The following is a 26407-nucleotide window of genomic DNA, read 5'->3' on the forward strand; positions in this document are numbered from 1 at the left end:
TATTAATATCATAATGATTCCATGAAAACGCTCAAGCTACGCATCAAAGACAAACATGCTGCTCAGCTCAATATCTTGGCTGGGGCAGTTAATTTTGTCTGGAATTACGTCAATGAGCTAAGTTTTAAACATTTACAGCGCACTGGCAAATTCTTTTCAGCCTATGACTTGGCCGCTTATACCAAAGGCAGTGGCGAGTATTTAAACTTGCACAGCCAAACCCTACAAGCCATCTCTGAGACCCATGCCAAGGCTCGTAAACAATTCAAAAAAGCCAAACTCAACTGGCGTACCAATAATCCAAAGGCCAAGAGAAGAAGTTTGGGCTGGATTCCTTTTAAAAAGACAGCCGTAAAACACCTATCAACCCGTCAATCAGGCAAGAAAAGCCTTAAATCTACGATTCAGCTAAGCCTCGCTAAAGGCAAAAAACTTACTATAGATCTATGGGACAGCTATAACCTAGCCCTGTACAGCATCAACACCTGTGAGTTGGTACAAGATGCACGAGGCAGATGGTACGCCTGTATCACCGTTAAAGAATTTCCAAAGATTAAGTGTGGTACTGGCGAAGTCGGTATTGATTTAGGCTGTAAAGATTCAGCAGTCAGTAGTAATGGCGATGTTCTAACCACTAAGCTGACCCATCAATATGCTGAAAAACTGGCCACCGCCCAACGTGCTAAAAACAAAAAGCGGGTCAAAGCCATTCACGCCAAGATCAAAAATACCCGTCAAGATCTGATCCATAAATTCACATCAAAGCTTGTTAAAGCCAACAGCCTAATCGTTGTTGGTAAAATCAAATCAACATCATTCACTTCAAGCAAACTGGCCAAATCCGTCTATGATGCTGGTTGGTTTGAAATAAAACGGCAACTGGATTATAAATGCGCGAACGCAGGTTGCCACTATATCGAAGTCAATGAAGCGTACAGCACCCAAACCTGCTCGTGTTGCGGCTCTCGCCAAGACAGTCCGAAAGGTAGATCAGGGCTTGGTATAAGAGTATGGTTTTGTCGTTCTTGTAAAACGACCCATAACAGAGATGTTAATGGAGCAAAAAACATTCTCGTGGTCGGGCTTGGCCGTCTTTAGTAGGAATCCCCTCTGTTTAGGGAGGGGAGGAAGTCAATGTCCTATCATCACGCATAGGATGGTAAACTAATAATCATTCGTCGTCATTATTAGGAGTCATTATGCAAGAGATCGAACTCAAGTTTTTGGTCCCAGAGTCGCGGCTGAAAGGCTTGATGCGTCAAGCAAAAGTCAAATCCTCTCAAACCACACAAATGGCTGCCCACTACTATGACACCCCTGATCAGCAGTTGGCGCAAGCAGGGATTGGCCTACGCATTCGTAAAGAAGGGGATACATGGGTGCAAACCATCAAAGCTGGCGGCGATGGTCTGGCAGCTCGCCTAGAGCACAACGCCACCTTAGACCCTGAGCATGTACAAGCCATGCTCGCTAACAATGCGCTTATGCCTGATTTGAGTATATATAAAGACACCGCCATCGCCCCTGCTCTTGCCGCCTTTAAGCTCAAAAAACTCATCAAACACCTCACTCAGCTGTATGTCACTGATGTCGAGCGCACCACCCGCCTGTTGGTAGAAGACAATGATGAAGGCGCAGACAATCAGCTGGAGATGGCCTATGACTATGGAGAGATTGTCCACGGTAATGATGATGCGCTGCGTGATCGTATTCAAGAAATTGAGTTTGAGCTGGTGTCAGGCGATATTGATTTTTTATTTACGACAGCCAAAGTCTGGTGTAAGCGTTATAAGCTGTGCTTATCTACCATCACCAAAGCCGAGCGCGGTGGTCTATTGATTACAAGACAAGCGCATAACCCCGCTGTCACTGCTGATACTCAGCTTTCTCATATCGACAACCATACCAGCATGCCTGCGTTTGTACGGGCGGCGGTGCATCATTGCCTATTACATATACTGCCTAATAGCAGCGCCATCGTCTCTGGGCGCTATGATGACGCACATGTCTTGCAGCTAGCGATTGGTATCACTCGCCTGCACGCTGCTCTGCAAGCGTTTGCCAGCTTCTCTGATGAACTCAACCCTGATTGGTCACCCATACTGCAGCAAACTCAAGCGCTACTCAGTGACTATCAGCACCTTACTCATCTGGCCTCTACTGTAGAGCCACATTTACAGCAATATGGCGCGCCTGCTGTAGAATGGACGGCTGATATTGATGCTATGAAGGTACGGCCCATGGACGCTGTCTGTGCCAATGACTTTCAATTAGCCTTACTGGAGCTGATTGCTTTTGCAATGAGTGATCCAGCACTTGAGACGCACGCGGACAAAAGCGCAAAAGAGGCGCTAACAGCCGTGCTCCTCAAGCAGCAAAAAGCATTTGTGCAAGCCGAGGAGCGGCTACAACATAAAAGATACACATGCTTAGATGGCTCTGAGTCAGAAGAGAGCGACACCGACGATGCCAAGAAAAACGGCAGCGCCCAAGAGATGAAGGGCGCCCAAGACATGCAAGAGGGTCAGCAAGCCCTACTAGCGTTAAACCAGCAGGTGACGAGCTTATATTATTTCCATGAATTTGCCGCGCCTTTGCTCAAGACAGGCCACAAAAAAAAGAAAGTAACAAAGAAGCTCAAGCGTCAGCGTAAGCACTTGCTCAAAGCAAAACAGGCACTGAGCCACTATGACGACGCCATGCGTTATGGCCAGCACTATCAGCAAAAATCAGCGACAGAGACGCGTGCGCTATTTGGTGCAGGCTGGTTTGCTGCTACCCTAAAGACCCAACATAAACCTCTTAAGAAACGTTTGGCCAAAGTCAAAAAATCGCTGATATCAATCTAAACCATTATGCTACATACAAAAAAACAGCTCATGGTCGATGAGCTGTCTTTTTATCATTGATATTGGTAACACAAGGCCACGTTATCATCAGGCAGGCCTAGGGCGTATGAAAGTACTGGCTCTCTTATAGGCCCAGTACTTTCATACGCTCATTGACCGGCTGATAGGTTTTTTCGCCAGCAGGGGCTTTGATATTACCAAATGGCATCTGCGCTATCAGCTCCCAACTGTCCGGAATAGCAAACGCTGCCGCGGCATCTTCATCTACCAGTGGGTTATAATGCTGTAGGTTGGCACCGATATCCAGCGTACGCAGCTCTGTCCACATGGCATACTGGTGCATGGCTGAGGCGTGCTCTGCCCAAATAGGGAAACGCTCAGCATATAAAGCAAACTGCTCTTGTAATGATTTGATCACGTTTCGGTCTTCATAAAACAAGACAGTACCCGCCGCCGCTCGAAAGCCGTCCAGCTTTTGCTGACTGCCTGAAAAGTCACCGTCGCCGACCGCTGCCCGCAGTTTTTCTTCAGCGATGTCCCACAGCTTTTGGTGCTCGTCACCAAACAACACCACCAGACGCGAAGACTGCGAGTTAAAGGCTGAAGGTGTATGCAAAAGCACTCGCTCTGCCATGTTGATAATCGCTTGCGGCGCGACTGGTAATTCATTGCCCAATGCATATACCGAACGGCGCTCATCAAAAGCTTGTTGCAACGTGACTAGACTTTCTTGAGACATGATCATTATCCTTATCGTAAAAGACATCATAAGTGAGCGATATCTGGCACGACACGCTCACTTTTAATAAGGCAAATATTATATCAATATGCTAAATAATATCTAGTCTCTATAAAGTTAATTTTATCAATCATTCTATAAAGTTATTCTGCTTGATGTTACAATGTATCTGACACGCTTGATTGATCAAAGCCATTATCTGCCCATCTACGCTGCCACGATAGACACAGGCGTACCTTCCTTGACTTGCGCAAATAACGCTACGATGTCGTCATTACGCATACGCACGCAGCCATGCGAGCGCGCAACGCCCATCGGCTCGGTGTCAGGGGTGCCATGAATATAGATATAGCGCTGATAGGTATCACAGCCACCTTGGGCATTACAGCCTTTATTGTACCCTTCCTCGAGACCACTTAACCATAGAATGCGGCTTAGTATCCAGTCGCGCTCAGGATATTGCTTTCCGAGCGCATCATCATAGATCTCCCCAGTTGGCACCCGTCCGACAAACACAGCATTGATCGGCGCATTGCCACCTATTTTTTGAGCAATGACATGCTCGCCAAGCGGCGTACAACCGCTATCTTGCTGGCTGCCGATACCGTTTTTGGCGGTAGATACGGCGTATTGCGCTATTTTTTTATCATATTGGTAGAGTGTTAAGGCTTGCTGAGCAATATTAATCACCAAATGCATATCAAGGTTTTCATGATTTTTCATAGGATATATCCAGCGGTCAGTCATCTAATTGATATCTTTGCCAACCGCGTTGTAAGTCAATGGATTGAATTTTTCTATTGTTAAGGGATTGTGCCGAGACATTTGGCACCGTAATATAGGGGCACACTTTTTGATGCTAGCAGATTATGACGACTATTTCACCGACACGTGTGTCGATGTATGATTTTTTATATCATGATACCCAGCCGATGGTGTCACTTTTGGCAGATGCCGCCCAGCTTTCACTACCGCAGGCGCGTTTAGCGATGGATGCCAGCCTACAAGCTATTGTCAGTGCGCTCCTCGCCTATCAGCAGCGCTATCAAGGACAGGCGGTCAGCAAAAAGCTATTTGGGCGCGGCGCGGTCAAAGAGCTACGCCAATACAACTCGATGAACTTTGCGACGTTAGGGGCGACGTTGTACCATCGCCACGACGCTGCCGATGCGATATTTGGCGATAGTGCCCGAGTCATCAAAGCCAGTGAGCGCATTGCTTCTCAGATAAAAGCCACCTCGCCACAAGTACAAATTTTGCTCACGTCTTTGTGCGTGATTGCACTACGTGAGCTGGCTATCTTAGCAGATTATAGTCAGCTAGATAATGATGAGATCGATAAGTGGTTTGCGCTGCAGCCGCAGTTTTTAGCAGCTGAGCGTTTTGCACAGGCTCATACGTCTAAGACAGTCGCCGCACAAGCGCCGAGCCAACATGACAGTGTAGACACGCCGTCTGCTGCGACAGAAGCATCACCTGTAAATGCCGCCGAGCGCCGTCTATTGAGTAGCGCGCCGCTATCTAGCGTGCCCCCAATTTTTGACCCTTATTGGTATGAGCTGACTGGGTTTAGACCTGACAATCAAAGCCCTGTACAAGATATGCAGCTGGCCACTGGCAACTACCTTAAGGCCATCGGCCGCTCACCTGAAAATGTCCAGCAAGGTCATCACAATGATATGCTGGTCTTTGCCCAAATGCCTGCCATCGCGCTACCGCATCAGCGCTGGCTATTACAGCTAGCAAAGATATCTGATATCTATTTGAGCCGCAATCGCCTACGCATAACTTCCGAGCCTGCCAATCCACCAAAGCCGCCTTTGGTCAGTTTAGGGTTAATCGGCGGTAATAATGACAACACCCCAGCCACCATCAGCGAAAAACCAATTGAATATGACGCGCCCACACCACTTTGGAAAAACCCCGTTATCCTTTTGATCGTCGCTGTGATCGGTGTCCTTGGCGCTCTTGCGATGCTCAAGTATCAAAACCAAAAGTCAGACGGTATGGTGCTGGCAACCGAGGAAGTCATAGAGCAAGACCTCCTAAAAGAGCGTCAGCAGCAAGATGTCGCCATTGTTCGAGTAGACGATGAGGAGACTGCACCCGCAAATGATCAACAAACCAAATAGACAATATTTTTTATGACCACCCCCATAACATCTTCATAATACTGTCATAAAAAAAACAGAGGCCGCTATCGATAGCGGCCTCTGTTTTATATTTTATATAATGACGTGCTTTTTGATGATCAAGTTATCAAAAGCAGCGTAAGCGCTTATTTTGATAAATCACGACCGCGGCTGGCTTCGATGGCCAAACGCAAGCCGTTTAGACGGATAAAACCTTCTGCGTCTTTTTGATCATATGCGCCCGCATCATCTTCAAACGTGGCGATTTTTTCATCAAATAGTGAGTCATCTGACTTACGACCAACCACGCTCACCGCGCCTTTATACAGCTTCACACGTACCGTACCATTGACATACTCTTGTGATTTGTCAATCAATGCCTGTAGCATCATGCGCTCAGGGCTAAACCAGTAGCCGTTGTAGATGATTTTTGCATAGCGCGGCATCAGCTCGTCTTTTAGATGCGCCGCTTCACGATCTAAGGTCAGCGACTCGATACCGCGATGCGCTTTTAGCATGATGGTACCTGCTGGCGTCTCGTAGCAGCCGCGCGACTTCATACCGACATAGCGGTTTTCGACGATATCCAAACGACCGATACCGTGCTTGCCGCCTAGCTCATTTAGCTTAATCATCACTTCATATGGCTTGAGGCGCTCACCATCAATCGCAACGATATCGCCTTTTTCATACTCTAGCTCTAAATACTGTGCCTCGTCTGGGGCATCTTCTGGGCTGACCGACCAGCGCCACATATCTTCTTCTGCCTCGGCGTATGGGTCTTCTAAGATACCGCCTTCATAAGAGATATGCAGTAGGTTGGCATCCATTGAGTAAGGCGATTTTTTCTTATTGCCAGCATAGTCAATGGCAATATCATGCTCTTTAGCATACTGCATCAAGCTCTCACGGCTTGACAAGTCCCACTCACGCCACGGCGCAATGGTCACAACATCTGGCGATAACGCGACCGCACCAAGCTCAAAACGTACCTGATCATTCCCTTTACCTGTCGCACCGTGACTAATGGCATCGGCGTTGTGCTCTTTGGCAATCTCAACCAAACGCTTGGCGATGAGCGGACGAGCAATAGACGTGCCGAGTAAGTACTCGCCTTCATAGATGGCGTTGGCACGGAACATCGGGAAGACATAGTCACGCGCAAACTCTTCGCGCAAATCTTCGATATAGATATTTTTGATACCCATGGCTTGGGCTTTGGCACGGGCCGGCTCAACTTCTTCGCCTTGACCGATATCAGCGGTAAAAGTAATCACCTCAGCATCATAAGTTTCTTGCAGCCATTTAGCGATGATGGAGGTATCAAGACCACCTGAATAAGCCAATACGATTTTATTAATATTTTTTGGATCAAGTTGAGCCATGAATAACTCCTATTATAAAGTTTTGATGATGAGAATTGAGTGGGGATAAAAGCGCTAATCGTAGACAAAAAATAAACCACCTGCTCAGTGTACATCATATTTACTATGGGCAAAAGTACCACTGCCCCGTGCGGCGCGCTTTTGCGTTAAATCTCAAATAAATATATTTTGGCGGTAGTTATTTGGCATGCCAGCTAGGTCGTTGCCCGCCTGTCTCTTCTATTGACTATATCTGGTCACATATTTAGTCAAGTAGGCAAATCTGTTATGATAGTCGGGCAGTATCACTCCCTTTTATTTCCCGTATATGACGATATAGAGCGCGACGACCTTATGACTGATTCGATTAGAGAGTTGACCATTCTTCAGCCAGACGATTGGCACATTCATTTGCGCGACGGCAAGGCACTGGGCACGACCGTGCCACATGCTGCAGGTAGCTTTAACCGTGTCATTTGTATGCCAAACCTTGTCCCCCCTGTCAAAACTGTCGATGATGCCCGCGCGTATCGTGAGCGTATCATGACGCACTTGCAAAACAGCGACATAAGCGCTGAGCGCATTGCAGCGTTTGACCCCCGCATGACGTTATACCTCACAGACAACACCACGCCACAAGACATCGAGATGGCCGCAAAATCCGGTATCGTCCAAGCGGTCAAGCTTTATCCAGCAGGAGCCACGACCAACTCGGCTGATGGTGTCACTGACATCAGTGCGTGCGTCGATGTGTTTGAAGCGTTAGAAAAATACGACTTACCGTTATTGTTACATGGTGAGGTGACGCAAGATCATGTGGATATTTTTGACCGCGAAAAGCGGTTTTTAGACGAGGTATTGGCACAAATCATCGTCAAATTTCCCACCCTAAAAATCGTCGTCGAGCACATTACCACCAGTGACGCCGCTGATTTTGTCTTGGCACAAGGCAACCATATAGCCGCGACCATTACCCCGCAGCATCTGATGTTTAACCGCAATCATTTGCTGGTCGGTGGTATCAAGCCGCACTTTTACTGCTTACCTATCTTAAAGCGTGAAAGCCACCAAAAGGTACTGTTAGACGTGGCAACAAGTGGCAATCCAAAGTTCTTTTTGGGCACCGACTCTGCCCCGCACGCAACCGACAAAAAAGAAGCCACGTGCGGCTGTGCCGGCTGCTATAGCGCCTCTATCGCTTTACCATTATATGCCACCGCCTTTGACAGTGTCGGCAAGATAGACAAGCTAGAAGGATTCGCCAGTCGTTTTGGCGCGCAGTTCTATGGTCTGCCTGTCAACCAAAGCACCATCACCCTTGTAAACACTCCAATGCAAGTGCCAAACGCTTATCCATATTTTGACGGCACTTCTTTGACACCGCTGCTAGCGGGCGAGACGCTCCCTTGGTCGATTAAAGACTAATTCGACTAAAGACTAATTCGATTAAAGACGAAGCCAACTCAAGAATAAGTGGCAGCGGACGCCAAAACCCGCGCTTTTATTTGCTATCCGACGATATCGACGCTACCTTGTTACCTAAAGCGTAGCTGAGATCGTAGGATGGTTTTTTAGTGATTATTTATTCAATATAACAGCACGACTGACAAAAGTGATTTAACGTGATATGACCATTCAAAACGATACCGCCTTACCCCGCAACCCTGAGCACACACCGGCGACTAGCGCAGATAGCACTGCAGGTTCGTCAGATGAGCAAGCACCACTGAGCCTAAAAGACCGGTTTCGTAAATTTTTGCCTGTCGTCGTCGATGTGGAGACAGCGGGGTTTAACGCGCAAACAGATGCGCTACTAGAGATTGCCTGCATCCCTATCTTACTTAATGAGCAGGGCGTGTTTTATCCAGGAGATGCGCTCAACGCCCATATCGAACCCTTTGAAGGAGCAAACCTAGAGCCAAGTGCGCTGGCATTTACCGGCATAGATCCCAAAAATCCCATGCGCAAAGCCATCGCCGAAGACGAAAAGACTGCCTTGCGGCGTATCTTTAAAGGTTTAAAAGAGGTCAGACGCGCAGAGGACTGTCGTCAGTGCGTGCTCATCGGTCACAATGCCCATTTTGATTTGGCGTTTTTAAATGCCGCAGTGCTACGTACCAATAGCAAAAACCACAATCCTTTTCATAACTTTTCGGTATTTGACACCGTGACACTGTCGGCCCTTGCTTTTGGTCAGACGGTACTGGCACGAGCCTGTAAAGCGGCAGGGTTAGAATTTGATGGTAAAGATGCACACTCAGCGCTATACGATACGCAAAAAACTGCCGAGCTTTTTTGTCATATCTTAAACAGCTACCCCATGCTCGCAAACGCTATGGCTACTGAGCCTACCGAAGCTGACACCGCTACGCAAACTGACAAATAAGCCTTTAATCACATATCCTATATTGTTATGCCCTGATAATAATGCTATTGGTAAGACTAGCTGACTTTACCCTCTTGGTGTTTTAGTCGAAAAGGATATGAGAATAAAAAACAGTACGCTGACGAGCCATACCAGCCTACTGCTTAGTGGTCTTATCACCCTACAGATGGTCAAAGTCGCCCACACGTCCTTGCAGTATGTGAGTCATCACTGCAAGGCTTGATAGGAGGGACTCTACTATGGATCCACAGCTTAAGTTATGGGGCACCATCCTCGGTTATATGCTACTAGCCCTGACTATCAGCGCTTGTACCTCTCTATGGATTCGGCATCATTTAAAGCGCAAAGACCTGCATCCGCGCCGTGCTATCAAAAAAAGATATTTAATTTTAAAAAGACGAAGAAAAAGGCTTGACAGAAAACGCAGACGCCATTAAAATACGCACCACTTCAGCATAAATGGTGAAAGCAGCTGAGGTATTGTTACTAGTCCCCATCGTCTAGAGGCCTAGGACACCGCCCTTTCACGGCGGTAACGGGGGTTCGAATCCCCCTGGGGACGCCACTATAAGGCGTCACTTATTAGCCCTTTTGCTTAGCATAACTTTTACTTAGCATAAGATAAGACTGATAAGCGTACCACCAAAAAGCCTGACTCATAAGATATTATGAGTCGGGCTTTTTTTATGTTTGTTTTTTGACTCAATGACTTAGTTTAGCCAAGCCAAGCAAGCCACACCCTTTCCTTCTAACGAGCTACCCTTTTTCTAACTTTTAAGCTCTAGACTCGACGTACTCCCACCATCAAAATCAAACGCTATCTGTCTGATAGATAGTCACAAAAAAGCCAGCAATGGATGCTGGCTTTTTTGTGTTTGCAAGTTTAAAGTTGGCTACACACTGCTTATAGTCCGGTCAAATAAATAAGATATAGCAAAGCTGGGATAAAGGCTGGTATAAATCTTTGCCGTACCCGTCGGCGCAGGCTAACTTCCTACCAGATTTTATCTGATAGCATCAGCCACAACAATGCGACGACTATCATCGAGCCCAATACCGTTTGAATCAAAAAGAACGCTTGGTGTTGACCGACTACTTTACTTAAGGTTACCCCTAAGGTACTGTACTTGATCGGCTGGGCATCAGTATTGCCTGTTCTGATTTGTTCTTCGTAGTAGTTTTGCAAGATATCCAAAAACCTGTGCCACTCATCCACACTCCAGCTATAGGGCTTAAACGGCATCAGCTTTTTCAACACAGGGTCTCTCGTCATCCAGCGCTCAAGTGTGATAGAGCGCAGCGACCAGCTCGAAAAACGGCGCTCATCAATCGCTGAAAAATCCAAAATTTCCATGTCTTTGTGTCGCTCATCTGCCAACAAGCGATTTTTTAGATTGGTCAAAGCTTGCTCCGACCCCTCTACACATTGAAAAAAATACCCATTGCCATAGCAAAGGATACCAGTAATCTCATCCGTTTGGTTACGTTCAATCGCAATCTCTGAGATGTCATTAAGTGTACTGGGACTTGACAGACCAGTCGAAGTAATCCGGCTGATGTACACCAGCTGGCAAAGATCCGTCGTTACTGGATTTGTCGAATCATTGATTATTGACAATCCGCTTCTCCCTATATTTAGGTTAATGTAGCTAAGACAACCATACTAACGTTGAAAAAAATCTAGAGACAAGACAATCAAAAGTCATCAATTGACTTGTTATATTATTGATTTTATAAGTTTTATATCAATTGTATTAAGTTAGTTACATCATAGGCTAGTTTCGTCATTAAAGCAACCTATGTTTACCTTATAAGTTTGGTTATAGATAAATAATGATATATTAGGGTGTGTTGACATATATAGAATAATTGATAATCATAGCGTTATGACTAGATTAACCCTAAGTGATGCCCAGTGGTCAAAGATAGCACCGTATTGTGCAGGTAAAGAGACCGATGTTGGTAGAACAGCCGTAAATAATCGACTATTTATCGAAGCTGTTCTATGGATTGTCCGTACAGGTAGACCGTGGCGAGATTTACCCCCTGAATTTGGTAACTGGAACAGTGTTTATAAGCGCTACCGTCGATGGGTAAAAAGCGATAGATTCAGCAAGCTATTTAATGCTCTGAATGACTCAGATTTAGAGTATGCCATGACTGATGGCACTATTGTTAAGGTACATCGTCATGGACAAGGCGCAAAAGGGGGGCTTGTCATCAGGCAATTGGCAAATCAAGAGGCGGTATGACCACTAAAATCATGGCAATGGTTGATGCGTTAGGCAACCTTGTTGATTTTACTTTATTGAAAGGACAACAGCACGACACGGCTGGCGTTAAACCTTTAATTAAAGATAAAGAGTTTGGTGCACTGCTTGCCGATAGAGCCTTTGACACGGATTGGCTACTGCTAGACTTAGAAGAGCGTGGTAGCAAAGCGGTCATACCCCCTAAACGCTCTCGTTTAAAGCAACGAGATTTCGATAAAGAAATGTACAAGTGGCGTCACTTAATCGAGAACTTCTTCTGTAAGCTGAAAGATTTCAAGAAAATTGCCATGCGTGCTGAAAAAACGGATGAGTCGTTTGCTGCTAATATCTATTTAGCAGCGACGATTATCCATTTACGGTAATTGTCAACACACCCTAGTATGCCATTANTCTTCTGTAAGCTGAAAGATTTCAAGAAAATTGCCATGCGTGCTGAAAAAACGGATGAGTCGTTTGCTGCTAATATCTATTTAGCAGCGACGATTATCCATTTACGGTAATTGTCAACACACCCTAGTATGCCATTATATCCACTAAGACAAATATAATAGAAGTATCGCTTTGTATTTTTTGCAGCGATAATAGACGGTTGTATCAAAAATCAAGGGGGTTAATAAAACTGATGGTTCTAGCGTCTACGTAAAAGCTATCAAGGTAAAAGCTATCAAGTTTGTAGACTCAAGATAGCAGAGAGCAAGGCGGCATCATCAGGATACGTCAATTTGATATTTTGGCGACTGCCAGCCACCAAGCGGATGGGTAACCTCAGAGACTCAAAAGCACTGGCTTCATCCGTGATTGCTATCTGCTGTTCACTGACATGCTGTAGGACTTTTTGTAATTGGTCTAGTCGAAAGACTTGCGGCGTTTGTGCTTGCCATATATTGCTGCGATCAAGCGTTTTCGCAATATAAGTAGGCAGCCCCGCGTCTTGTCCATAGGAGTGTTTGAGGGTATCAGCGACTGGCGTCGCTAAGATGGCGCCATACGGCTCATGCATCGCCGCCGTAATGACCTTATCAATATCACAACTGGGCACCGCTGGGCGCGCAGCATCATGGATTAAGACCAAGTCGGTGTCTGCAGCACCTGACTGCCGAATGGCCTCCACGCCCGCCTGCACCGACTGCCAACGCTCAGCACCACCAGTGGCGTACTGTACCGGCAAGGCAAAATTGAGCATTTGCGCGGTAGTGTCGTCCGCAGCGATGACCAACCAGCACTGCTCGATAAAGGCACTACAAGCGAGCCGCTCCACGCTATGCTGCAGCAATGTCTGGCCTTGAAACAAGGTATACTGCTTGGCCATAGACGCACCAAAGCGACTGCCGCGACCAGCAGCAACGATCATGGCATGTATGCGAGGAGTGGTATTCATGAGCCAAGGCCTATCAAAGAAAAATCACGGGGAGCCATGAGGTGGCACTAAAAAAGGGGAAAAGATAAAAAGAGAGAGATTGAAAAGTGTCTGAATGTCATCGTGGTTATAATGATAATGACAAGACCAAGGTATCGCCAAACGACTGGGCTTAATGTGCCTGCCTTAATAACGACTGTGCGTCGTCGGCGCCGTGGATACCTGTACAAAGGTTTCATTGGGTTTGATAAGACCTAAGTCTAAACGAGCATGCTCTTCTACCGCCTCAAGACCGTTTTTTAAGTCATGAACATCCGTACGCAACAAGTTATTTGCTGATACTTGATTGTCATTTAAGCGCTGCTGCTCTTCGATCTGTGTCAGCAGTTTTTGATGCTCAAAATGGCCATTTTCACCCAGCCAGTACTGATATTGCAGACCTAAGAGTACTGCAACGGCTAAGGCAAGTAGCATAAATTGGCTAAAGTATTTCATAAAGGGTTTGCGCCAAACAAGACAGAGAGGATCAACACAGCTCAGTATGCTGAACGATACCGCAAAAGCAGCCTATCGTCCAGCACACACTTACTTATCGACTGCAACTATAAGAGCGTTTAGCCACGTAGGCCAATGAACTCTTCACGGCCACGGTAGCTGGCGCGTACTTGCTGCTCGATACGTAGCAATTGGTTGTACTTCGCTACGCGGTCTGAACGGCATAGTGAGCCTGTTTTGATTTGACCGGCTGCGGTACCGACTGCCAAGTCTGCAATGGTACTGTCTTCTGTCTCACCTGAGCGATGCGAGATAATCGTCGCATAGCCATTTTTCTTCGCCAGATAAATGGCGTCTAGGGTTTCTGACAGCGTGCCGATTTGGTTAAATTTAATCAAAATCGCATTGGCAATGTGCTTGTCGATACCTTCTTGCAAGATAGCAGGGTTGGTCACAAACAAATCATCACCAACCAACTGAACTTTATCACCGATTTGCTCAGTTAAGTACTTCCAGCCGTCCCAATCTGACTCATCCAGGCCATCTTCGATAGAGATGATCGGATATTGACGCGTCAGGCCTACAAGGTAGTCTGAAAAGCCTTGGCTATCAAAGGCCTTGTTGCCCTCACCTGCCAAGACATATTGTCCGTTTTTATAGAACTCACTGGCCGCACAGTCTAGCGCCAAATGAATCTCTTCACCAGCCTTATAGCCGACCTGCTCGATCGCTTGCATGATGACAGTAATGGCTTCTTCGTTGCTACGCAGGTTGGGCGCAAAGCCCCCTTCATCACCAACCGCAGTATTGAGACCTTGTGATTTTAGGACAGACTTTAGGCTATGGAAAATCTCTGTACCTGCGCGCAGGGCTTCTGAGAAGCTGGTAAAACCAACTGGCTCAATCATAAACTCTTGGATATCAACGGTGTTGTCGGCATGCTCGCCGCCGTTTAGGATATTCATCATCGGTACCGGCATGGTCAATGATGTCTGATTGCGCAAGTTGGCAATGTATTGATGCAGTGGCAAGCTTTGTGACTTAGCAGCGGCTTTTGCCGTGGCAAGAGAGACCGCGAGCATGGCATTTGCGCCAAGGTTGTCTTTGTTTTCTGTACCATCTAATGCAATCATCGCATCATCAATGGCTTGCTGCTCGGTGACGTCTTTGTCCATAAGCGCACTACGGATCTGGCTATTGACGTTGGCCACGGCTTTTTTGACACCTTTGCCCATGTAGCGATCTTTGTCGCCATCACGTAGCTCGAGGGCTTCACGTGAGCCAGTAGACGCGCCACTGGGTGCAGCAGCACGGCCGATAGTACCATCAGCCAAAATGACGTCAGCTTCGATGGTTGGGTTACCGCGCGAGTCTAAAATCTCACGGGCGCGAATGTCTTTAATTGCGGTGACGTTGGTGGTTTCTTCAGCGTACATAATGTCTGTTAATTCCTTTGGTCATGCCAAGTTTGTGGGATAAATAACGGCAACTAGAATACAAAAAAGATAAAATAAAATATCGTATAGCGCAGGTTCAAACCTATCTTGCCTACTTAGTATAATCGGCTGGGTTTGGACAAAACCAAGCGTTTATTTACGGCTTTCATGAGCGGCTATCGTACGTAGCATCATAGCATAAATTTCGCCAAACTTCCCTTCTCTTGCACCGACTGACGCTCATAAAGTCATACAAACGCTCGGTTATCCGCCTATCTGGCTCACGGCGATATCGGCGAAGGTGACTGCTCTAGCAGACTTAGGCACTTGGCAAGCGCTTATCCTCAGTGTGATGAGTAGAGACGGTATTATCTAGCTCAACCTCAGTGCGAAAACGTGTCAAACGTAGCGCGTTCATCAAGACAGAGATGGAGCTCAGCGCCATTGCCGCCGCGGCAATCATCGGGTTTAAAAACCCAAACGCTGCCAGCGGTATGCCCAACGTATTATAAAGAAACGCAAAAAATAAGTTTTGCTTGATATTGCGCAGTGTGGCGTTAGCGATTTTCTGTGCCGCATCGATATGCATCAGCGACTCGCCCATCAAGCGAGCGGAGGCGCTATGCTGCGCGACATCAGTACCCTCAAACATGGCAAAGCTGGCATCGGCAGTGGCCATCGCTGGCGCATCATTGACGCCATCACCTGCCATGGCCACTTTATGGCCGGCAGTTTGCAACAGCGCGATTTGACTAGCTTTATCCCGCGGGCTCATTTGGCCATATGCCTTGTCGATGCCCAGCTGGCCTGCCACGTGATCGACCACAGACTGCTTATCACCACTCATCAAGATGACATGGATGCCGCTCTCTTGTAACGCCGCTATCGCCTGCGGGGTATCTGCCTTTAGATCATCTGCCAAGGCAAAAGCCCCGAGCGGTTCATCATTGATACTAAGCGCTACGGTACTGGCGATTTGCCATACTTTTGGCATAAATTTGGGCAAAGTTAGATTGGCAAATTCTGCCGTGCCGACTTTTACCAGACCCAAGCCTTCGATATTGGCTTGGATACCCGCGCCTTTGATGACGCTGATGTCAGTGACAGTCATCAGTGGCAAATGACGCTCGGCCGCAGCATTGATCAAGGCGGTCGCTAAGGGGTGACTGGCATGCGCCTCAACGCTTGCCGCAATTTGTAGCACATCATCGACAGCAATGGAGCTGTCCACCATGACATGATCGACGATAGACGGCTTACCGACAGTCAATGTGCCGGTTTTATCAAGCACGACCGTGTCGATATTGCCTGCCGCCTCGAGGCTTTGCGCGTCTTTAAACCAAACGCCATGGCGCGCGGCCACGCCCATGCCCGCCATAATAGCCGCAGGCGTGGCCAGACCGAGCGCACAAGGACACGCGATGACCAATACAGACACCGCATGCATCAAGGCGGTATCCACCATGCCGGTCAGCCACCACGTTAGCCCAAAAGTAGCCAAAGCGATGGTCACCACCACTGGTACAAAAACAGCCGTTACTCTATCAGCAAGCCTTGCCAATTCAGCCTTTGAGCCTTGGGCGTCGCTAAGGGCTTTGACCATATCGCCAAGCTGGGTATCGCTGCCTTTGGCACTGACGCGATACAGCAAACTGCCGTTTTCGACCAATGCCCCTGCCAGCAGCTCATCGCCTATTTGTTTTTTTAGGGGCACAGACTCACCCGTCAGATGACTCTCCACGCACCAGCCGCCGCCATCTATGACCACCCCGTCGGTTGCCACACGGCTGCCTTGCTTGGCACGCAGGATGTCACCGACTTGCACCGCCTGCAATGCGACATTATGAAAGTCGCCGTTGGGCTGCTGCTGCTCTACTTCATCTGGCGTCAATGATAACAATAAATCGATACTGTTTAGGCTGTGCTTTTTGGTTCGCTCCTCCAAATACTTACCCGTTCGTACAAAGGCGATGACCATCACCCCGGCTTCAAAATACACAGCGGGGCCATGTCCGCCAGCATATCCACTTTGCAATAGGCTGCTTAACGTGCCATCGCCATGAGTCAACCACAGATAAGTAGAATATGCCCAAATAGTCACCGTACCGATAACCACCAGCACGTCCATATTGGCAAGACCACCTTTGATAGACGCCCACGCACTTTTGTAAAAGGGCAATGCCAGCCCAAATTGGACAATAGTCGCTAAGATAAACTGAATCCAAACCGGTGGCATCCACGCCATACCCTGTCCAACGAGCATGCCTGCCATACCCACTAAAAACGGTAGCAAACAAACCCATAGGGCAATCAAGCGCCACGGATACTCAGTTGCGGTATCTTCATCCGACTTAGCAAACAAACTATCAGCGGCCTGCAAATTGGCCACAAAACCAGTTTTATTCACCCATTCTGTTACCTGCTCAGGTGTGGTTTGCGTTGGATCATAATCGACGTTAGCCGTTTCGCCAGCGAAGTTAACATTGACTTCATAGACCGCCGGCTTCTTATTAAGGACTTTTTCAATGCGAGACGCACAAGCCTGACATGTCATTCCCTCAATCGCCAGTTGCAGGTGCGCACGCTTGGGCGCTATCGCAGTTTTGGACTCAATATCAGTCGCCACCTCATAAGACGGATCAGTACTGGTGCGGGTAGAATCTTTCATAAATAAAACTCGTGGTTGCGTTATAGCGCATTACATAGTCGGTTTACTCTAAAATCGGCCAAGGAATCTGTAAAGGCAACTGCCATCTCTTAACTAACAGGCGCTTCGTTTTGGGTAGGCGGACTATAGCGTTTATAAATGTATAATAAAATCGGTGAAAAAATCTAAATATCAGACGTCAAAATCAGAAAAGAGCGTCTGCAGGCAAATAGACTATGCTGGGGCGTACTCTCATTCTCAACATGAATGATAGGGTCAATCTTAAATAAAAGAAGTATATGGTTTTATCACGCGTGACTGGTATTAATTTTTCTTGCTTGCTGTGCCTACGCAGACAGAGGCTGCGCAAAATTACTCCCAGTCGCACTGTATTTATTTTATAGTGACTCAACGATAAAAATAAGAACACGCCCTAATCTAATGAGAGATAAATCCTACTCAAGCGTGGCTATTGCCTCATACCTAATAAATGGCTACGACTATCCTCTATTCAAGCCCTGCAGCCATGCTTTGCAAAGTTGTCAAAGCAAGTAGACTGACAGCAAGGCTCTCATGAAAAAAACCAGCCATGACAGCTGGTTTTGCGTTAAAGCGGTAAGACTTACGAGTTGGCGACGGTTGCATCAAAACCTGCCTCTTCGATCGCGGCCGCAATGGCTTCTGCGCTGGTTTTGCTATCATCAAATGTCACCGTTGCCAGCTTGTCAGCCAAATCGACAGTCATGGTATCTAAACCGTCGATATCACCTGTGGCTGTATGGACGCTTGCCACGCAGCCGCCACAAGTCATGCCATCGATATTGATAATACGAGTCTGGGTTGCCATGAGGGCCTCCTTATTGTTATATAACTAACCTAGTTTCAAGTAAATACAGTCATTTACTAAGGGCGTGTCCTAGCATAAGCCCTATCAGAGCCAACAACAAGGCGCTTTGGTATGACTTTATTAACTAAGGCCTTCATACTTTATATAGTCGAATCCAAATAAATCAGATACACAGCTGTCACATCGTTTTTATATCGGATTGACTTTATCCAACAGGCGATGCTCGACGCTCACTTTGCGACGCCGTTATCTTTTAGTTATGATAACTTTTAATCATGATAGCGTGGATTTTGCGGCGCATCGATAGGATATGGCTGTGTCACATAATCGACCATGCTAATCGCCGCCGTTAGGGCATGAATACTGGTATCGGTATCATCATAACGCACGGTTGCTATACTGCTTGCCGCATCCAGATCTATCGCGGTCACTCCTGTGATGTTTTTTAGCGCGGTCATCACACTGTCCAAGCCTTTGGCATCATCGATGTTTTCGATGCTGACTTTTGCTGTCTGAATCGCCATTCTCCTATCCTCCTATCATGGGTTCCATTGACGGTATTAGTGAGTATCTAACACCTCAAAACCTTTGACCAAATCATCAATCTGTTTAAGCTGACGCAAAAACGGCGCCAACTGGCTGGTTCTGAGCGCACAGGGGCCATCGCATTTTGCCACCTCTGGGTTTGGATGCGCTTCCAAAAACAGCCCCGCCAGTCCCGTTGCCATTCCTGCACGGGCAAGGGTGGTGATTTGCTCACGGCGACCGCCAGCACTGTCACTGCGCGCGCCTGGCTGCTGCAAACTGTGGGTCACATCAAAAAATACCGGTACGTTCATTTGTTTCATGGTATCAAACCCGAGCATATCCACGACCAAATTGTTATAACCAAAGGCACTGCCGCGCTCACAAAGTATGAGCTTATCATTACCGCCTTCCAAGCATTTATTGATGATATGACGCATTTCATGCGGCGCTAAAAACTGCGCTTTTTTGATATTGATGATAGCATCTGTCTTTGCCATCGCATGCACCAAGTCAGTCTGACGCGACAAAAACGCAGGCAGCTGAATGATATCGGCGACCTCTGCGACCGGTGCGGCTTGATACGGCTCGTGTACATCGGTGATAATCGGTACTTGAAACTTTTCTTTGATTTGCCCCAGCCAGTCGATGCCTTTTTCTAAGCCTGGGCCTCGGTAAGAATGCAAACTAGAGCGATTGGCTTTATCAAAGCTGGCTTTAAACACATAGCCGATGCCCAAACGCTGACATATCTCGACATACTGCTCTGCAATCTCAAACGCCATCTCTTTCGATTCTAAGACATTCATGCCGCCAAACAACACAAACGGCTGATCATTACCGATCGTGATGCTGCTATGACTGGGGGTGGTGAGCGTGATATGCGATTGCGCTGTGGTTAGATTGTCCATACCGCTGTTATCCTCTTTATTATAGTGATGTCTCTGCCTGATATTGTAACCGATAACCCAATGAAAGAAAGTATCCTAGCGTAATTAGACATGACCAAGCATTGTCATTGCCCGACCAGCTAGGCATAACCCCTGCATGTATAAAAGCAAAAAAGACCAATCCGAAGATCAGTCTTTTTATAGTAATGCTGTTATCGCATAGCATTTATGATTGATGCGAGCACAATTATTACCGGGTCACTCATAGCTTTTTTAATAGTAGCAACTCTCTCTACTAAGCAGCGGTTACTTCCTACTACGCTAACGGCTACTTCGTTTCGCTATGGTTTTTTGCCGCTTTGACAAAGCTATTAAACAGCGGATGGCCACCACGAGGCGAGCTGGTAAACTCAGGATGGAACTGTACCGCGATAAACCATGGATGATCTGCAATCTCAACCGACTCAACCAAATGCTGTTTGGCAGAATAACCCGAGATACTCATACCGGCTTGCTCTAGTGGCTCGATGTAACGATTGTTCATCTCATAACGATGGCGATGACGCTCAGTGATGTTTTTGGTGCCATAAATCTGTGATAGCTTGCTACCAGCGACCAATTCTGCTTGCTGCGCGCCTAGGCGCATCGTACCGCCAAGGTCTGAGTCATCGCTACGAATCTGTAGCTCGCCGCGCTCATCTAGCCATTCAGTGATCAGACCGATGATAGGCTCAGCGGTAGTACGATGAAACTCAGAAGAGTTGGCATCGATATGCAGCACATTACGGGCGTATTCAATCACCGCCAACTGCATACCCAGACAGATACCCAGATACGGCACTTTATTTTCGCGGGCGTAAGTGATGGCTCTCATTTTACCAGTGGTACCGCGCTCACCAAAACCACCTGGGACCAAAATCGCATCGGCGTCGTTTAGACGCGCATACAGCTCATCGTCCGTCTCTAGTAGCTCAGCATCGATATAGTCAATTTTGACATCTGACTGATGCACGATACCGGCATGTAGCAACGCTTCGTTGATCGACTTATAAGCGTCTGGTAACTCGACATATTTGCCGACCATCGCCACCGTCACTACCGCTTGAGGGTTGAGCTGGGCTTCGACCACTTTGTCCCAATCGCTCAAATCCGCTTCTGGTACATCAAGACCAAAACGCTCACAGATTAGATCGTCAAGATCTTGCTCATGTAGAATGCGCGGGATTTGATAGATGCTTTGGGCATCTTCACACATGATGACTGCGCGCTCTTCGACATTGGTAAACAGCGCAATCTTGCGGCGGTTGTCTTGCGAGATATGGTGCTCAGAGCGGCAGATGAGAATATCTGGCTGCAGACCGATAGAGCGTAGCTCTTTGACCGAATGCTGGGTCGGCTTGGTTTTGGTTTCGCCGGCACTAGCGATATAAGGCACCAGCGTTAGATGCATGAGCATAGCGCGATTGCGACCAAGCTCTACTTGCATCTGACGTACCGCTTCCATAAATGGCAGCGACTCGATGTCACCGACTGTACCGCCAATCTCGATGATGGCGATATCGTAGCCTTCGCCACTGGCAAGAATCTTACTTTTTATTTCATCAGTGATGTGCGGGATGACCTGCACGGTACCACCCAGATACTCACCGCGGCGCTCTTTGTTTAGCACGTTTTGATAGATACGACCACTGGTAAAGTTGTTGCTCTTACTCATCTTAGAGTGGCGTAAGAAGCGCTCATAATAGCCCAAATCCAAATCCGTCTCTGCGCCATCTTCGGTGACAAACACCTCACCATGCTGAAATGGGCTCATCGTGCCTGGATCGACGTTGATATACGGATCCATTTTGGTCATCGTCACGCTCACGCCACGTGCTTCAAGGACTGCGGCAAGAGAGGCTGCGGTAATACCTTTTCCTAGTGAGGACACTACCCCACCGGTCACAAATATAAACTTGGTCATAGTACTCATCAACAATTGGTAAAGAAGGATTTTACTAAAAATACGGCATAAAATATAGGGCAAAAATGCAAACTGTCTGAAACTCTTATTTTCTACCTCAGCGGTAGACTTTTGTCACAAATAATACATACAACAAAAAAACCCACCCCGAAGGATGAGTTTTTTATTTAGATTCTAATGGTTAGATTAGAATTTGTATTCTAGACCGCCACCGATAGCTAGTACGTCAGCATCAGTATTGCCAAGGTCAGCTGAGTTATTACCAGCATAAGCATGTACAATCATATTATCTTGATAGTAGTATTTACCACCAACAACGATTTGGTCTGAATCAAAGTTGTCAACACCATCTAGGTTGTCAGTTTTGTTGTACTGAACATAAACAGTTGCTGGACGAGCAAAGTTAGATAAGCCTAATGCACCACTAACTACTAGACCTTTCTCTTTTTCGGTATCACCCTCATAGTCAAAATCAGCTACTTGATATAGAGCACCTAATGTTACAGGAGCTGCCATGTATTTACCTAGATCCACAGTCGCTGTACCACGGACGATATCACCATTGATGTTTTGGTCTTTATCGTACGCTACACCAGCAGTGAAGCCAGTACCTTGGTCAAACATTAGCGCAGCACCAAAGCCACTATTACGATCATCACTATCCGTTACAAAGCTTTCGTCAGCACTATACATGACAGAAAGTTGTAATGGTAGGTTATCGTACTTTGGAGACATCCAAATAACTGAGCTGTTGATACGGCTACTATCAGCCATATTCAAACCACCATAGTTTTCGCCCTCTTCAAGTTTATTGCCACCTAGGTTATCCCAATAACCATCGTTAACGACTACGTTATTTACATAATCTAAAGTAGATTGGTTTTTACCAGCACGGAATTCACCAAAGTTTTTGTTCACGACACCAAGATACGTATCACGGTTTTTAAAACCATTGCTATCACCATCAACACTGGTGCCGTACTCTAGCTGATAGATAACGTCAGTATTTGCCGTCATAGCTTCAGAGCCTTTGATACCGATACGTGAAGAGTTAGAGTTGATCTGTACTGAGTCAGACTCTCTGTCTGCACGAGCATCACCATTTGGGTAATCAACTTCGGCATTTACATAGTCAGCAGTAACAAATGCTTTACCATATAAGGTAGGAGCGGCATTGGCTGCAGAAACAGATAGAGCAGCAACGGCTGTAGCTAAAAGTAGTTTTTTCATGGGGTATCTCCACTTTACAATTGTAGTAATGAGCAAGCTATTATTAGCTAGCGCCCATATTGGTATCGTCACAAATCCTCAAAGATATAATGTGTAACTGGCTACCGAGATTAGTCAGAAACAAGTGTGGCGAAGTTTTATTACAGTAAGATGAAAAAACCATGACTTACATAACCAGCATCAAAAAAAGTAACTGTCATGTAAACGTTGGTCTTTATCCTTCTGCTGCGTAACATCCGTTACCAAACTCATACTTCGATTACAAGCATAACAACTTTGACATAATTTGCAACATATTTTTTTGTACTTTTAACGCGATATCTGGCGCACTCCATATCTTTTATAGCGCTCAGGCGTTGAAAAAAATGGCTATACAATGCGCTTAAATACCAATGGTTTATCGTAAGTTTTATGACAAACCATTCGATTATGCCCCCTGTATTGTGTACAAAAATAAAGCACTACTTATTCACTGATAAGTAGCGCTTATAAGCGAAATAGCATTATCGCTATCTACTATCGACACTGGGTCAATATAGCCATGTAGCAATATATACATGCATCGACACAGCTTTTATGCCGATGCAATAGGACAGTGAAGCACAGAGGCTTAGACGTTGGCTTTTAGATCCAAGCGTGCTTGGTGCAATAGTGGCTCAGTGTAGCCGCTTGGCTGCTCGCGTCCTTTAAAGACGAGGTCACAGGCGGCTTTAAAGGCATAAGACTGCTCAAAGTTGTTTGCCATAGGCTGATAGCTACTGTCGCCGGCGTTTTGTTCATCGACGATCTTCGCCATACGCTTCATGGTATCCATGACTTGCTGCTCGCTGACCACACCGTGATGCAACCAGTTGGCGATATGCTGGCTTGAGATACGCAAAGTCGCACGGTCTTCCATCAGGCCCACATCGTTGATGTCAGGCACTTTTGAGCAACCGACGCCTTGGTTTACCCAGCGTACCACGTACCCTAAGATACCCTGCGCGTTGTTGTCCAGCTCTTGCTGCTTCTCTTCCTCTGTCCAGTTGGGGTCTTTGGCCAATGGAATGGTCAAGATATCGTCTAGGCTAGCACGCTCGCGTGATTTTAGGCTGTCTTGTACCTCGGCGACATTGACTTGATGATAATGCATGCTATGTAAGGTGGCGCCTGTCGGTGATGGTACCCAAGCGGTACTGGCACCAGATTTTGGATGCGCCGCCTTGGTCTCTAACATCTCTTTCATCTCATCAGGCTTGGCCCACATCCCTTTACCAATCTGCGCCACACCCTGCAGGCCAGTTTCTAGGCCGATATCGACGTTCCACTGCTCATAGGCGGGCTGCCATGCTTGCGACTTCATCTCGCCTTTTGGTACAAATGGGCCAGCATTCATACTGGTATGCATCTCGTCGCCTGTACGATCCAAGAAGCCGGTATTAATAAAGATAACGCGCTCTTTGGCTTGGCGGATGGCTTCTTTTAGGTTTACCGTCATGCGGCGCTCTTCATCCATGATACCTATCTTGAGCGTATGGCGCTCTAGACCGAGCAAATCCTCTACCGCATTAAACAAATCATTGGCCATTTTGACTTCATCAGGGCCATGCATTTTTGGCTTGACGATATACATCGAGCCTTTGCGTGAGTTTGATAGCGCGTTTTTGCCTTTTAGATCGTTTAGCGTCAACAGCGGTGTAATCAAACCATCCATCAAGCCTTCAAAGATTTGCTCTTGACCATTGCCCAAATCGACCAAAATCGCTGGGTTTTGCATCAAGTGACCAACGTTACGAATCAAAAGCAGTGAGCGACCGGGTAAGATCAGCGTGCCGCCCTCTGGTGTGGTGTACTCACGATCTGGGTTTTGCTTACGGGTGCGGGTTTTACCACCTTTTTCAAACGTCTCTTGCAAATCGCCATTCATCAAACCTAGCCAGTTGCGATACACTTCGACTTTTTCTTCGGCATCGACCGCAGCGATTGAATCTTCGCAGTCTTGAATCGCGGTAATGGCAGACTCTAATAGTACGTCTTTGATGTTTGCTGGGTCATCTTTACCTACTGGATGGCTGGCATCGATTTGAATCTCTGCGTGTAGGCCATTGTTTTTGAGCAAAATACCAGAGGGGCTATCTGCCTCGCCGACATAACCGACGAATTTTTCGGCGTCTTTTAGCTCAGTGCTGCTATCGCCCAGCTTGACTTCCAGCTTGCCATCGACGACTTTAAAGCCTGTGACATCGGTATAAGAGCCTGAGGCTAGCGCAAAATGCTCGTCCAAAAAGGCTTTGGCATAAGCGACAACGGCCGCGCCGCGCGTGGGATTATAGCTGCTGCCTGCTTCTTGACCATTTTCATCGCTGATGACATCGGTGCCATATAAAGCATCGTACAAGCTACCCCAACGGGCGTTGGTGGCATTTAGCGCATAGCGCGCGTTGCGTACAGGGACAACTAGCTGTGGACCTGCAATATGAGCAATCTCGTCATCGACGTTTTGGGTGCTTACCGTAAAGTCATCGCCTTCTGGTAACAAATAGCCAATTTCTTGCAAAAAAGCCTTGTAAGCTGGGAAGTCAATCTCACCTTCTTTGGTAGGATTGTCTAGATGCCATTGATCGATTTGCGCTTGAATGCTGTCACGAGTCGCAAGCAGCGCTTTGTTGCGCGGCGTGAACTCTTTAATAACCTTTTCAAAACCTGACCAATAACTGTCTGAGTCCACACCGACTTTTGGCAGCACTTCGTTTTCGATAAAGTCATACAACTGCTGGTCGATGGCAAGAATACCTTTTTGAATCCGATTGGCGTTAGAAGATTGGCTCATGCTGTTATCCTTATCTATCTGTGATGGGTGTACCTACGAAGTTGCTACCACTATAGCGGTAGTAGATGGCGTGCATTTCTCTAAAATGGCGCGTCCTTGATATGAGCAGGTGATCTGCGTGATGGCTGTGCCTTTTCGTCGATAGTGATATCTGCTTTATATCGCGCTGGCAGTTGTTATAATGTTTGCCATCTCGAGCGGGCGCTCATTGCTCCTTGATCGCTCCTTTATTGAGTCATCAAACAAAATGCCGCCTAAACAAAATATCATCCTACTATCAAATAAAGAAATAAACAAGAAAACACCATTCACCAAGTAAATACTGGGGTTGTATAATAATGATACCCTACAGCCTATCAGCGCTAAGGCTGTTTATCCTCAAATCGTGGTAATCGTTTTCTTAAGCTTTTATATAGTCAGCTCAGTATAAAAATGATACTTAATACTTAATAAGCTCAGGCGGCA

At 46.8% G+C, this 26407-nt stretch carries 20 protein-coding genes and 1 tRNA gene; 7 read left to right on the forward strand and 14 right to left on the reverse strand.

The features are described 5' to 3' along the window. Positions 1 to 21 precede the first annotated feature (21 nt). Positions 22 to 1098: an RNA-guided endonuclease TnpB family protein gene (locus C6W44_RS01500; protein WP_105243941.1), complete on the forward strand. Its 1077-nt coding sequence runs from the start codon at positions 22 to 24 to the stop codon at positions 1096 to 1098. 101 nt (positions 1099 to 1199) lie between these two features. Next, positions 1200 to 2849 carry a CYTH and CHAD domain-containing protein gene (locus C6W44_RS01505; RefSeq protein ID WP_105243942.1) on the forward strand — a complete coding sequence of 550 codons (1650 nt, stop codon included), beginning with the start codon at positions 1200 to 1202 and terminating at the stop codon, positions 2847 to 2849. Positions 2850 to 2973: 124 nt separating this feature from the next. On the opposite strand, the gene C6W44_RS01510 is transcribed toward C6W44_RS01505, so the two are convergent. Next, positions 2974 to 3588: a nitroreductase family protein gene (locus C6W44_RS01510; protein WP_105243943.1), complete on the reverse strand. Its 615-nt coding sequence runs from the start codon at positions 3586 to 3588 to the stop codon at positions 2974 to 2976. A 207-nt stretch (positions 3589 to 3795) separates the two neighbouring features. Next, positions 3796 to 4311: a L,D-transpeptidase gene (locus C6W44_RS01515; RefSeq protein WP_105246361.1), complete on the reverse strand. Its 516-nt coding sequence runs from the start codon at positions 4309 to 4311 to the stop codon at positions 3796 to 3798. A gap of 146 nt (positions 4312 to 4457) precedes the next feature. Here C6W44_RS01515 and C6W44_RS01520 point away from each other — a divergent pair, with 146 nt between their 5' ends. Next, on the forward strand, positions 4458 to 5720 hold the full coding sequence (locus C6W44_RS01520; protein ID WP_105243944.1) for a hypothetical protein: 1263 nt from the start codon (positions 4458 to 4460) through the stop codon (positions 5718 to 5720). A 146-nt stretch (positions 5721 to 5866) separates the two neighbouring features. Here C6W44_RS01520 and C6W44_RS01525 read toward each other — a convergent pair whose 3' ends face one another. Then, positions 5867 to 7105 (reverse strand): argininosuccinate synthase, encoded by a 1239-nt coding sequence (locus C6W44_RS01525; protein WP_075100583.1) that lies wholly within the window; start codon positions 7103 to 7105, stop codon positions 5867 to 5869. A gap of 333 nt (positions 7106 to 7438) precedes the next feature. Between C6W44_RS01525 and pyrC the strand changes: the two genes are divergently transcribed. From pyrC to C6W44_RS01540, 3 genes are all read left to right on the forward strand, one after another. Then, entirely contained in the window at positions 7439 to 8509 is a 1071-nt protein-coding gene (pyrC, locus tag C6W44_RS01530) for a dihydroorotase (protein WP_105246363.1), read from the forward strand. A gap of 202 nt (positions 8510 to 8711) precedes the next feature. Continuing rightward, on the forward strand, positions 8712 to 9470 hold the full coding sequence (rnt, locus tag C6W44_RS01535) for a ribonuclease T (RefSeq protein ID WP_075100582.1): 759 nt from the start codon (positions 8712 to 8714) through the stop codon (positions 9468 to 9470). Positions 9471 to 9959: 489 nt separating this feature from the next. Beyond that, a tRNA-Glu gene (locus tag C6W44_RS01540) sits at positions 9960 to 10035 on the forward strand. A 429-nt stretch (positions 10036 to 10464) separates the two neighbouring features. Here C6W44_RS01540 and C6W44_RS01545 read toward each other — a convergent pair. Continuing rightward, complete coding sequence (locus C6W44_RS01545; protein ID WP_105243945.1) at positions 10465 to 11088, reverse strand: BLUF domain-containing protein; 624 nt, start codon at positions 11086 to 11088, stop codon at positions 10465 to 10467. A gap of 268 nt (positions 11089 to 11356) precedes the next feature. Between C6W44_RS01545 and C6W44_RS01550 the strand changes: the two genes are divergently transcribed. After that, positions 11357 to 12105 (forward strand): IS5 family transposase gene (locus C6W44_RS01550; RefSeq protein ID WP_105243946.1). Its coding sequence is split into 2 segments (ribosomal slippage): positions 11357 to 11687 and positions 11687 to 12105, totalling 750 coding nucleotides; the frame shifts between segments, so codons are not numbered across the junction. Positions 12106 to 12407: 302 nt separating this feature from the next. Here the strand turns inward: C6W44_RS01550 and ispD are convergent. The 10 genes from ispD to C6W44_RS01600 form a co-directional block, all read right to left on the reverse strand. Further along, positions 12408 to 13121 carry a 2-C-methyl-D-erythritol 4-phosphate cytidylyltransferase gene (gene ispD, locus C6W44_RS01555; RefSeq protein ID WP_105243947.1) on the reverse strand — a complete coding sequence of 238 codons (714 nt, stop codon included), beginning with the start codon at positions 13119 to 13121 and terminating at the stop codon, positions 12408 to 12410. Positions 13122 to 13286: 165 nt separating this feature from the next. Continuing rightward, positions 13287 to 13595 carry an FtsB family cell division protein gene (locus C6W44_RS01560; protein ID WP_100749800.1) on the reverse strand — a complete coding sequence of 103 codons (309 nt, stop codon included), beginning with the start codon at positions 13593 to 13595 and terminating at the stop codon, positions 13287 to 13289. Between the two features lie 119 nt (positions 13596 to 13714). Further along, complete coding sequence (eno, locus tag C6W44_RS01565; protein ID WP_105243948.1) at positions 13715 to 15031, reverse strand: phosphopyruvate hydratase; 1317 nt, start codon at positions 15029 to 15031, stop codon at positions 13715 to 13717. A gap of 319 nt (positions 15032 to 15350) precedes the next feature. After that, on the reverse strand, positions 15351 to 17699 hold the full coding sequence (locus C6W44_RS01570; protein ID WP_105243949.1) for a heavy metal translocating P-type ATPase: 2349 nt from the start codon (positions 17697 to 17699) through the stop codon (positions 15351 to 15353). 601 nt (positions 17700 to 18300) lie between these two features. Then, positions 18301 to 18525, reverse strand: a complete 225-nt coding sequence (locus C6W44_RS01575; protein ID WP_100749802.1) for a heavy-metal-associated domain-containing protein — start codon at positions 18523 to 18525, stop codon at positions 18301 to 18303. 269 nt (positions 18526 to 18794) lie between these two features. Then, positions 18795 to 19049 carry a heavy-metal-associated domain-containing protein gene (locus tag C6W44_RS01580; RefSeq protein ID WP_105243950.1) on the reverse strand — a complete coding sequence of 85 codons (255 nt, stop codon included), beginning with the start codon at positions 19047 to 19049 and terminating at the stop codon, positions 18795 to 18797. Between the two features lie 36 nt (positions 19050 to 19085). Beyond that, positions 19086 to 19961 (reverse strand): 3-deoxy-8-phosphooctulonate synthase, encoded by an 876-nt coding sequence (kdsA, locus tag C6W44_RS01585; protein WP_105243951.1) that lies wholly within the window; start codon positions 19959 to 19961, stop codon positions 19086 to 19088. A gap of 307 nt (positions 19962 to 20268) precedes the next feature. Next, the gene (locus tag C6W44_RS01590) at positions 20269 to 21903 is read right to left on the reverse strand and encodes a CTP synthase (RefSeq protein ID WP_105243952.1); all 1635 of its coding nucleotides are present in this window, start codon (positions 21901 to 21903) and stop codon (positions 20269 to 20271) included. A 186-nt stretch (positions 21904 to 22089) separates the two neighbouring features. Continuing rightward, on the reverse strand, positions 22090 to 23133 hold the full coding sequence (locus C6W44_RS01595) for a porin (protein WP_105243953.1): 1044 nt from the start codon (positions 23131 to 23133) through the stop codon (positions 22090 to 22092). Positions 23134 to 23743: 610 nt separating this feature from the next. After that, on the reverse strand, positions 23744 to 25942 hold the full coding sequence (locus C6W44_RS01600; protein ID WP_105243954.1) for a malate synthase G: 2199 nt from the start codon (positions 25940 to 25942) through the stop codon (positions 23744 to 23746). Between the last annotated feature and the right edge of the window lie 465 nt (positions 25943 to 26407).

The organism is Psychrobacter sp. Marseille-P5312, assembly GCF_900291405.1.
Taxonomy (GTDB): Bacteria; Pseudomonadota; Gammaproteobacteria; order Pseudomonadales; family Moraxellaceae; genus Psychrobacter; species Psychrobacter celer.

Excerpts from the sequence above, each read along its gene's own strand:
- rnt (WP_075100582.1), top strand. The coding sequence starts at position 8,712 with ATGACCATTCAAAACGATACCGCCTTACCCCGCAACCCTGAGCACACA.
- C6W44_RS01590 (WP_105243952.1), bottom strand. The coding sequence starts at position 21,903 with ATGACCAAGTTTATATTTGTGACCGGTGGGGTAGTGTCCTCACTAGGA.
- C6W44_RS01580 (WP_105243950.1), bottom strand. The coding sequence starts at position 19,049 with ATGGCGATTCAGACAGCAAAAGTCAGCATCGAAAACATCGATGATGCC.
- C6W44_RS01510 (WP_105243943.1), bottom strand. The coding sequence starts at position 3,588 with ATGTCTCAAGAAAGTCTAGTCACGTTGCAACAAGCTTTTGATGAGCGC.
- C6W44_RS01560 (WP_100749800.1), bottom strand. The coding sequence starts at position 13,595 with ATGAAATACTTTAGCCAATTTATGCTACTTGCCTTAGCCGTTGCAGTA.
- ispD (WP_105243947.1), bottom strand. The coding sequence starts at position 13,121 with ATGAATACCACTCCTCGCATACATGCCATGATCGTTGCTGCTGGTCGC.
- C6W44_RS01525 (WP_075100583.1), bottom strand. The coding sequence starts at position 7,105 with ATGGCTCAACTTGATCCAAAAAATATTAATAAAATCGTATTGGCTTAT.
- kdsA (WP_105243951.1), bottom strand. The coding sequence starts at position 19,961 with ATGGACAATCTAACCACAGCGCAATCGCATATCACGCTCACCACCCCC.
- C6W44_RS01515 (WP_105246361.1), bottom strand. The coding sequence starts at position 4,311 with ATGAAAAATCATGAAAACCTTGATATGCATTTGGTGATTAATATTGCT.
- C6W44_RS01520 (WP_105243944.1), top strand. The coding sequence starts at position 4,458 with ATGACGACTATTTCACCGACACGTGTGTCGATGTATGATTTTTTATAT.
- C6W44_RS01595 (WP_105243953.1), bottom strand. The coding sequence starts at position 23,133 with ATGAAAAAACTACTTTTAGCTACAGCCGTTGCTGCTCTATCTGTTTCT.
- C6W44_RS01600 (WP_105243954.1), bottom strand. The coding sequence starts at position 25,942 with ATGAGCCAATCTTCTAACGCCAATCGGATTCAAAAAGGTATTCTTGCC.
- eno (WP_105243948.1), bottom strand. The coding sequence starts at position 15,031 with ATGTACGCTGAAGAAACCACCAACGTCACCGCAATTAAAGACATTCGC.
- C6W44_RS01505 (WP_105243942.1), top strand. The coding sequence starts at position 1,200 with ATGCAAGAGATCGAACTCAAGTTTTTGGTCCCAGAGTCGCGGCTGAAA.
- C6W44_RS01500 (WP_105243941.1), top strand. The coding sequence starts at position 22 with ATGAAAACGCTCAAGCTACGCATCAAAGACAAACATGCTGCTCAGCTC.
- C6W44_RS01575 (WP_100749802.1), bottom strand. The coding sequence starts at position 18,525 with ATGGCAACCCAGACTCGTATTATCAATATCGATGGCATGACTTGTGGC.
- C6W44_RS01570 (WP_105243949.1), bottom strand. The coding sequence starts at position 17,699 with ATGAAAGATTCTACCCGCACCAGTACTGATCCGTCTTATGAGGTGGCG.
- pyrC (WP_105246363.1), top strand. The coding sequence starts at position 7,439 with ATGACTGATTCGATTAGAGAGTTGACCATTCTTCAGCCAGACGATTGG.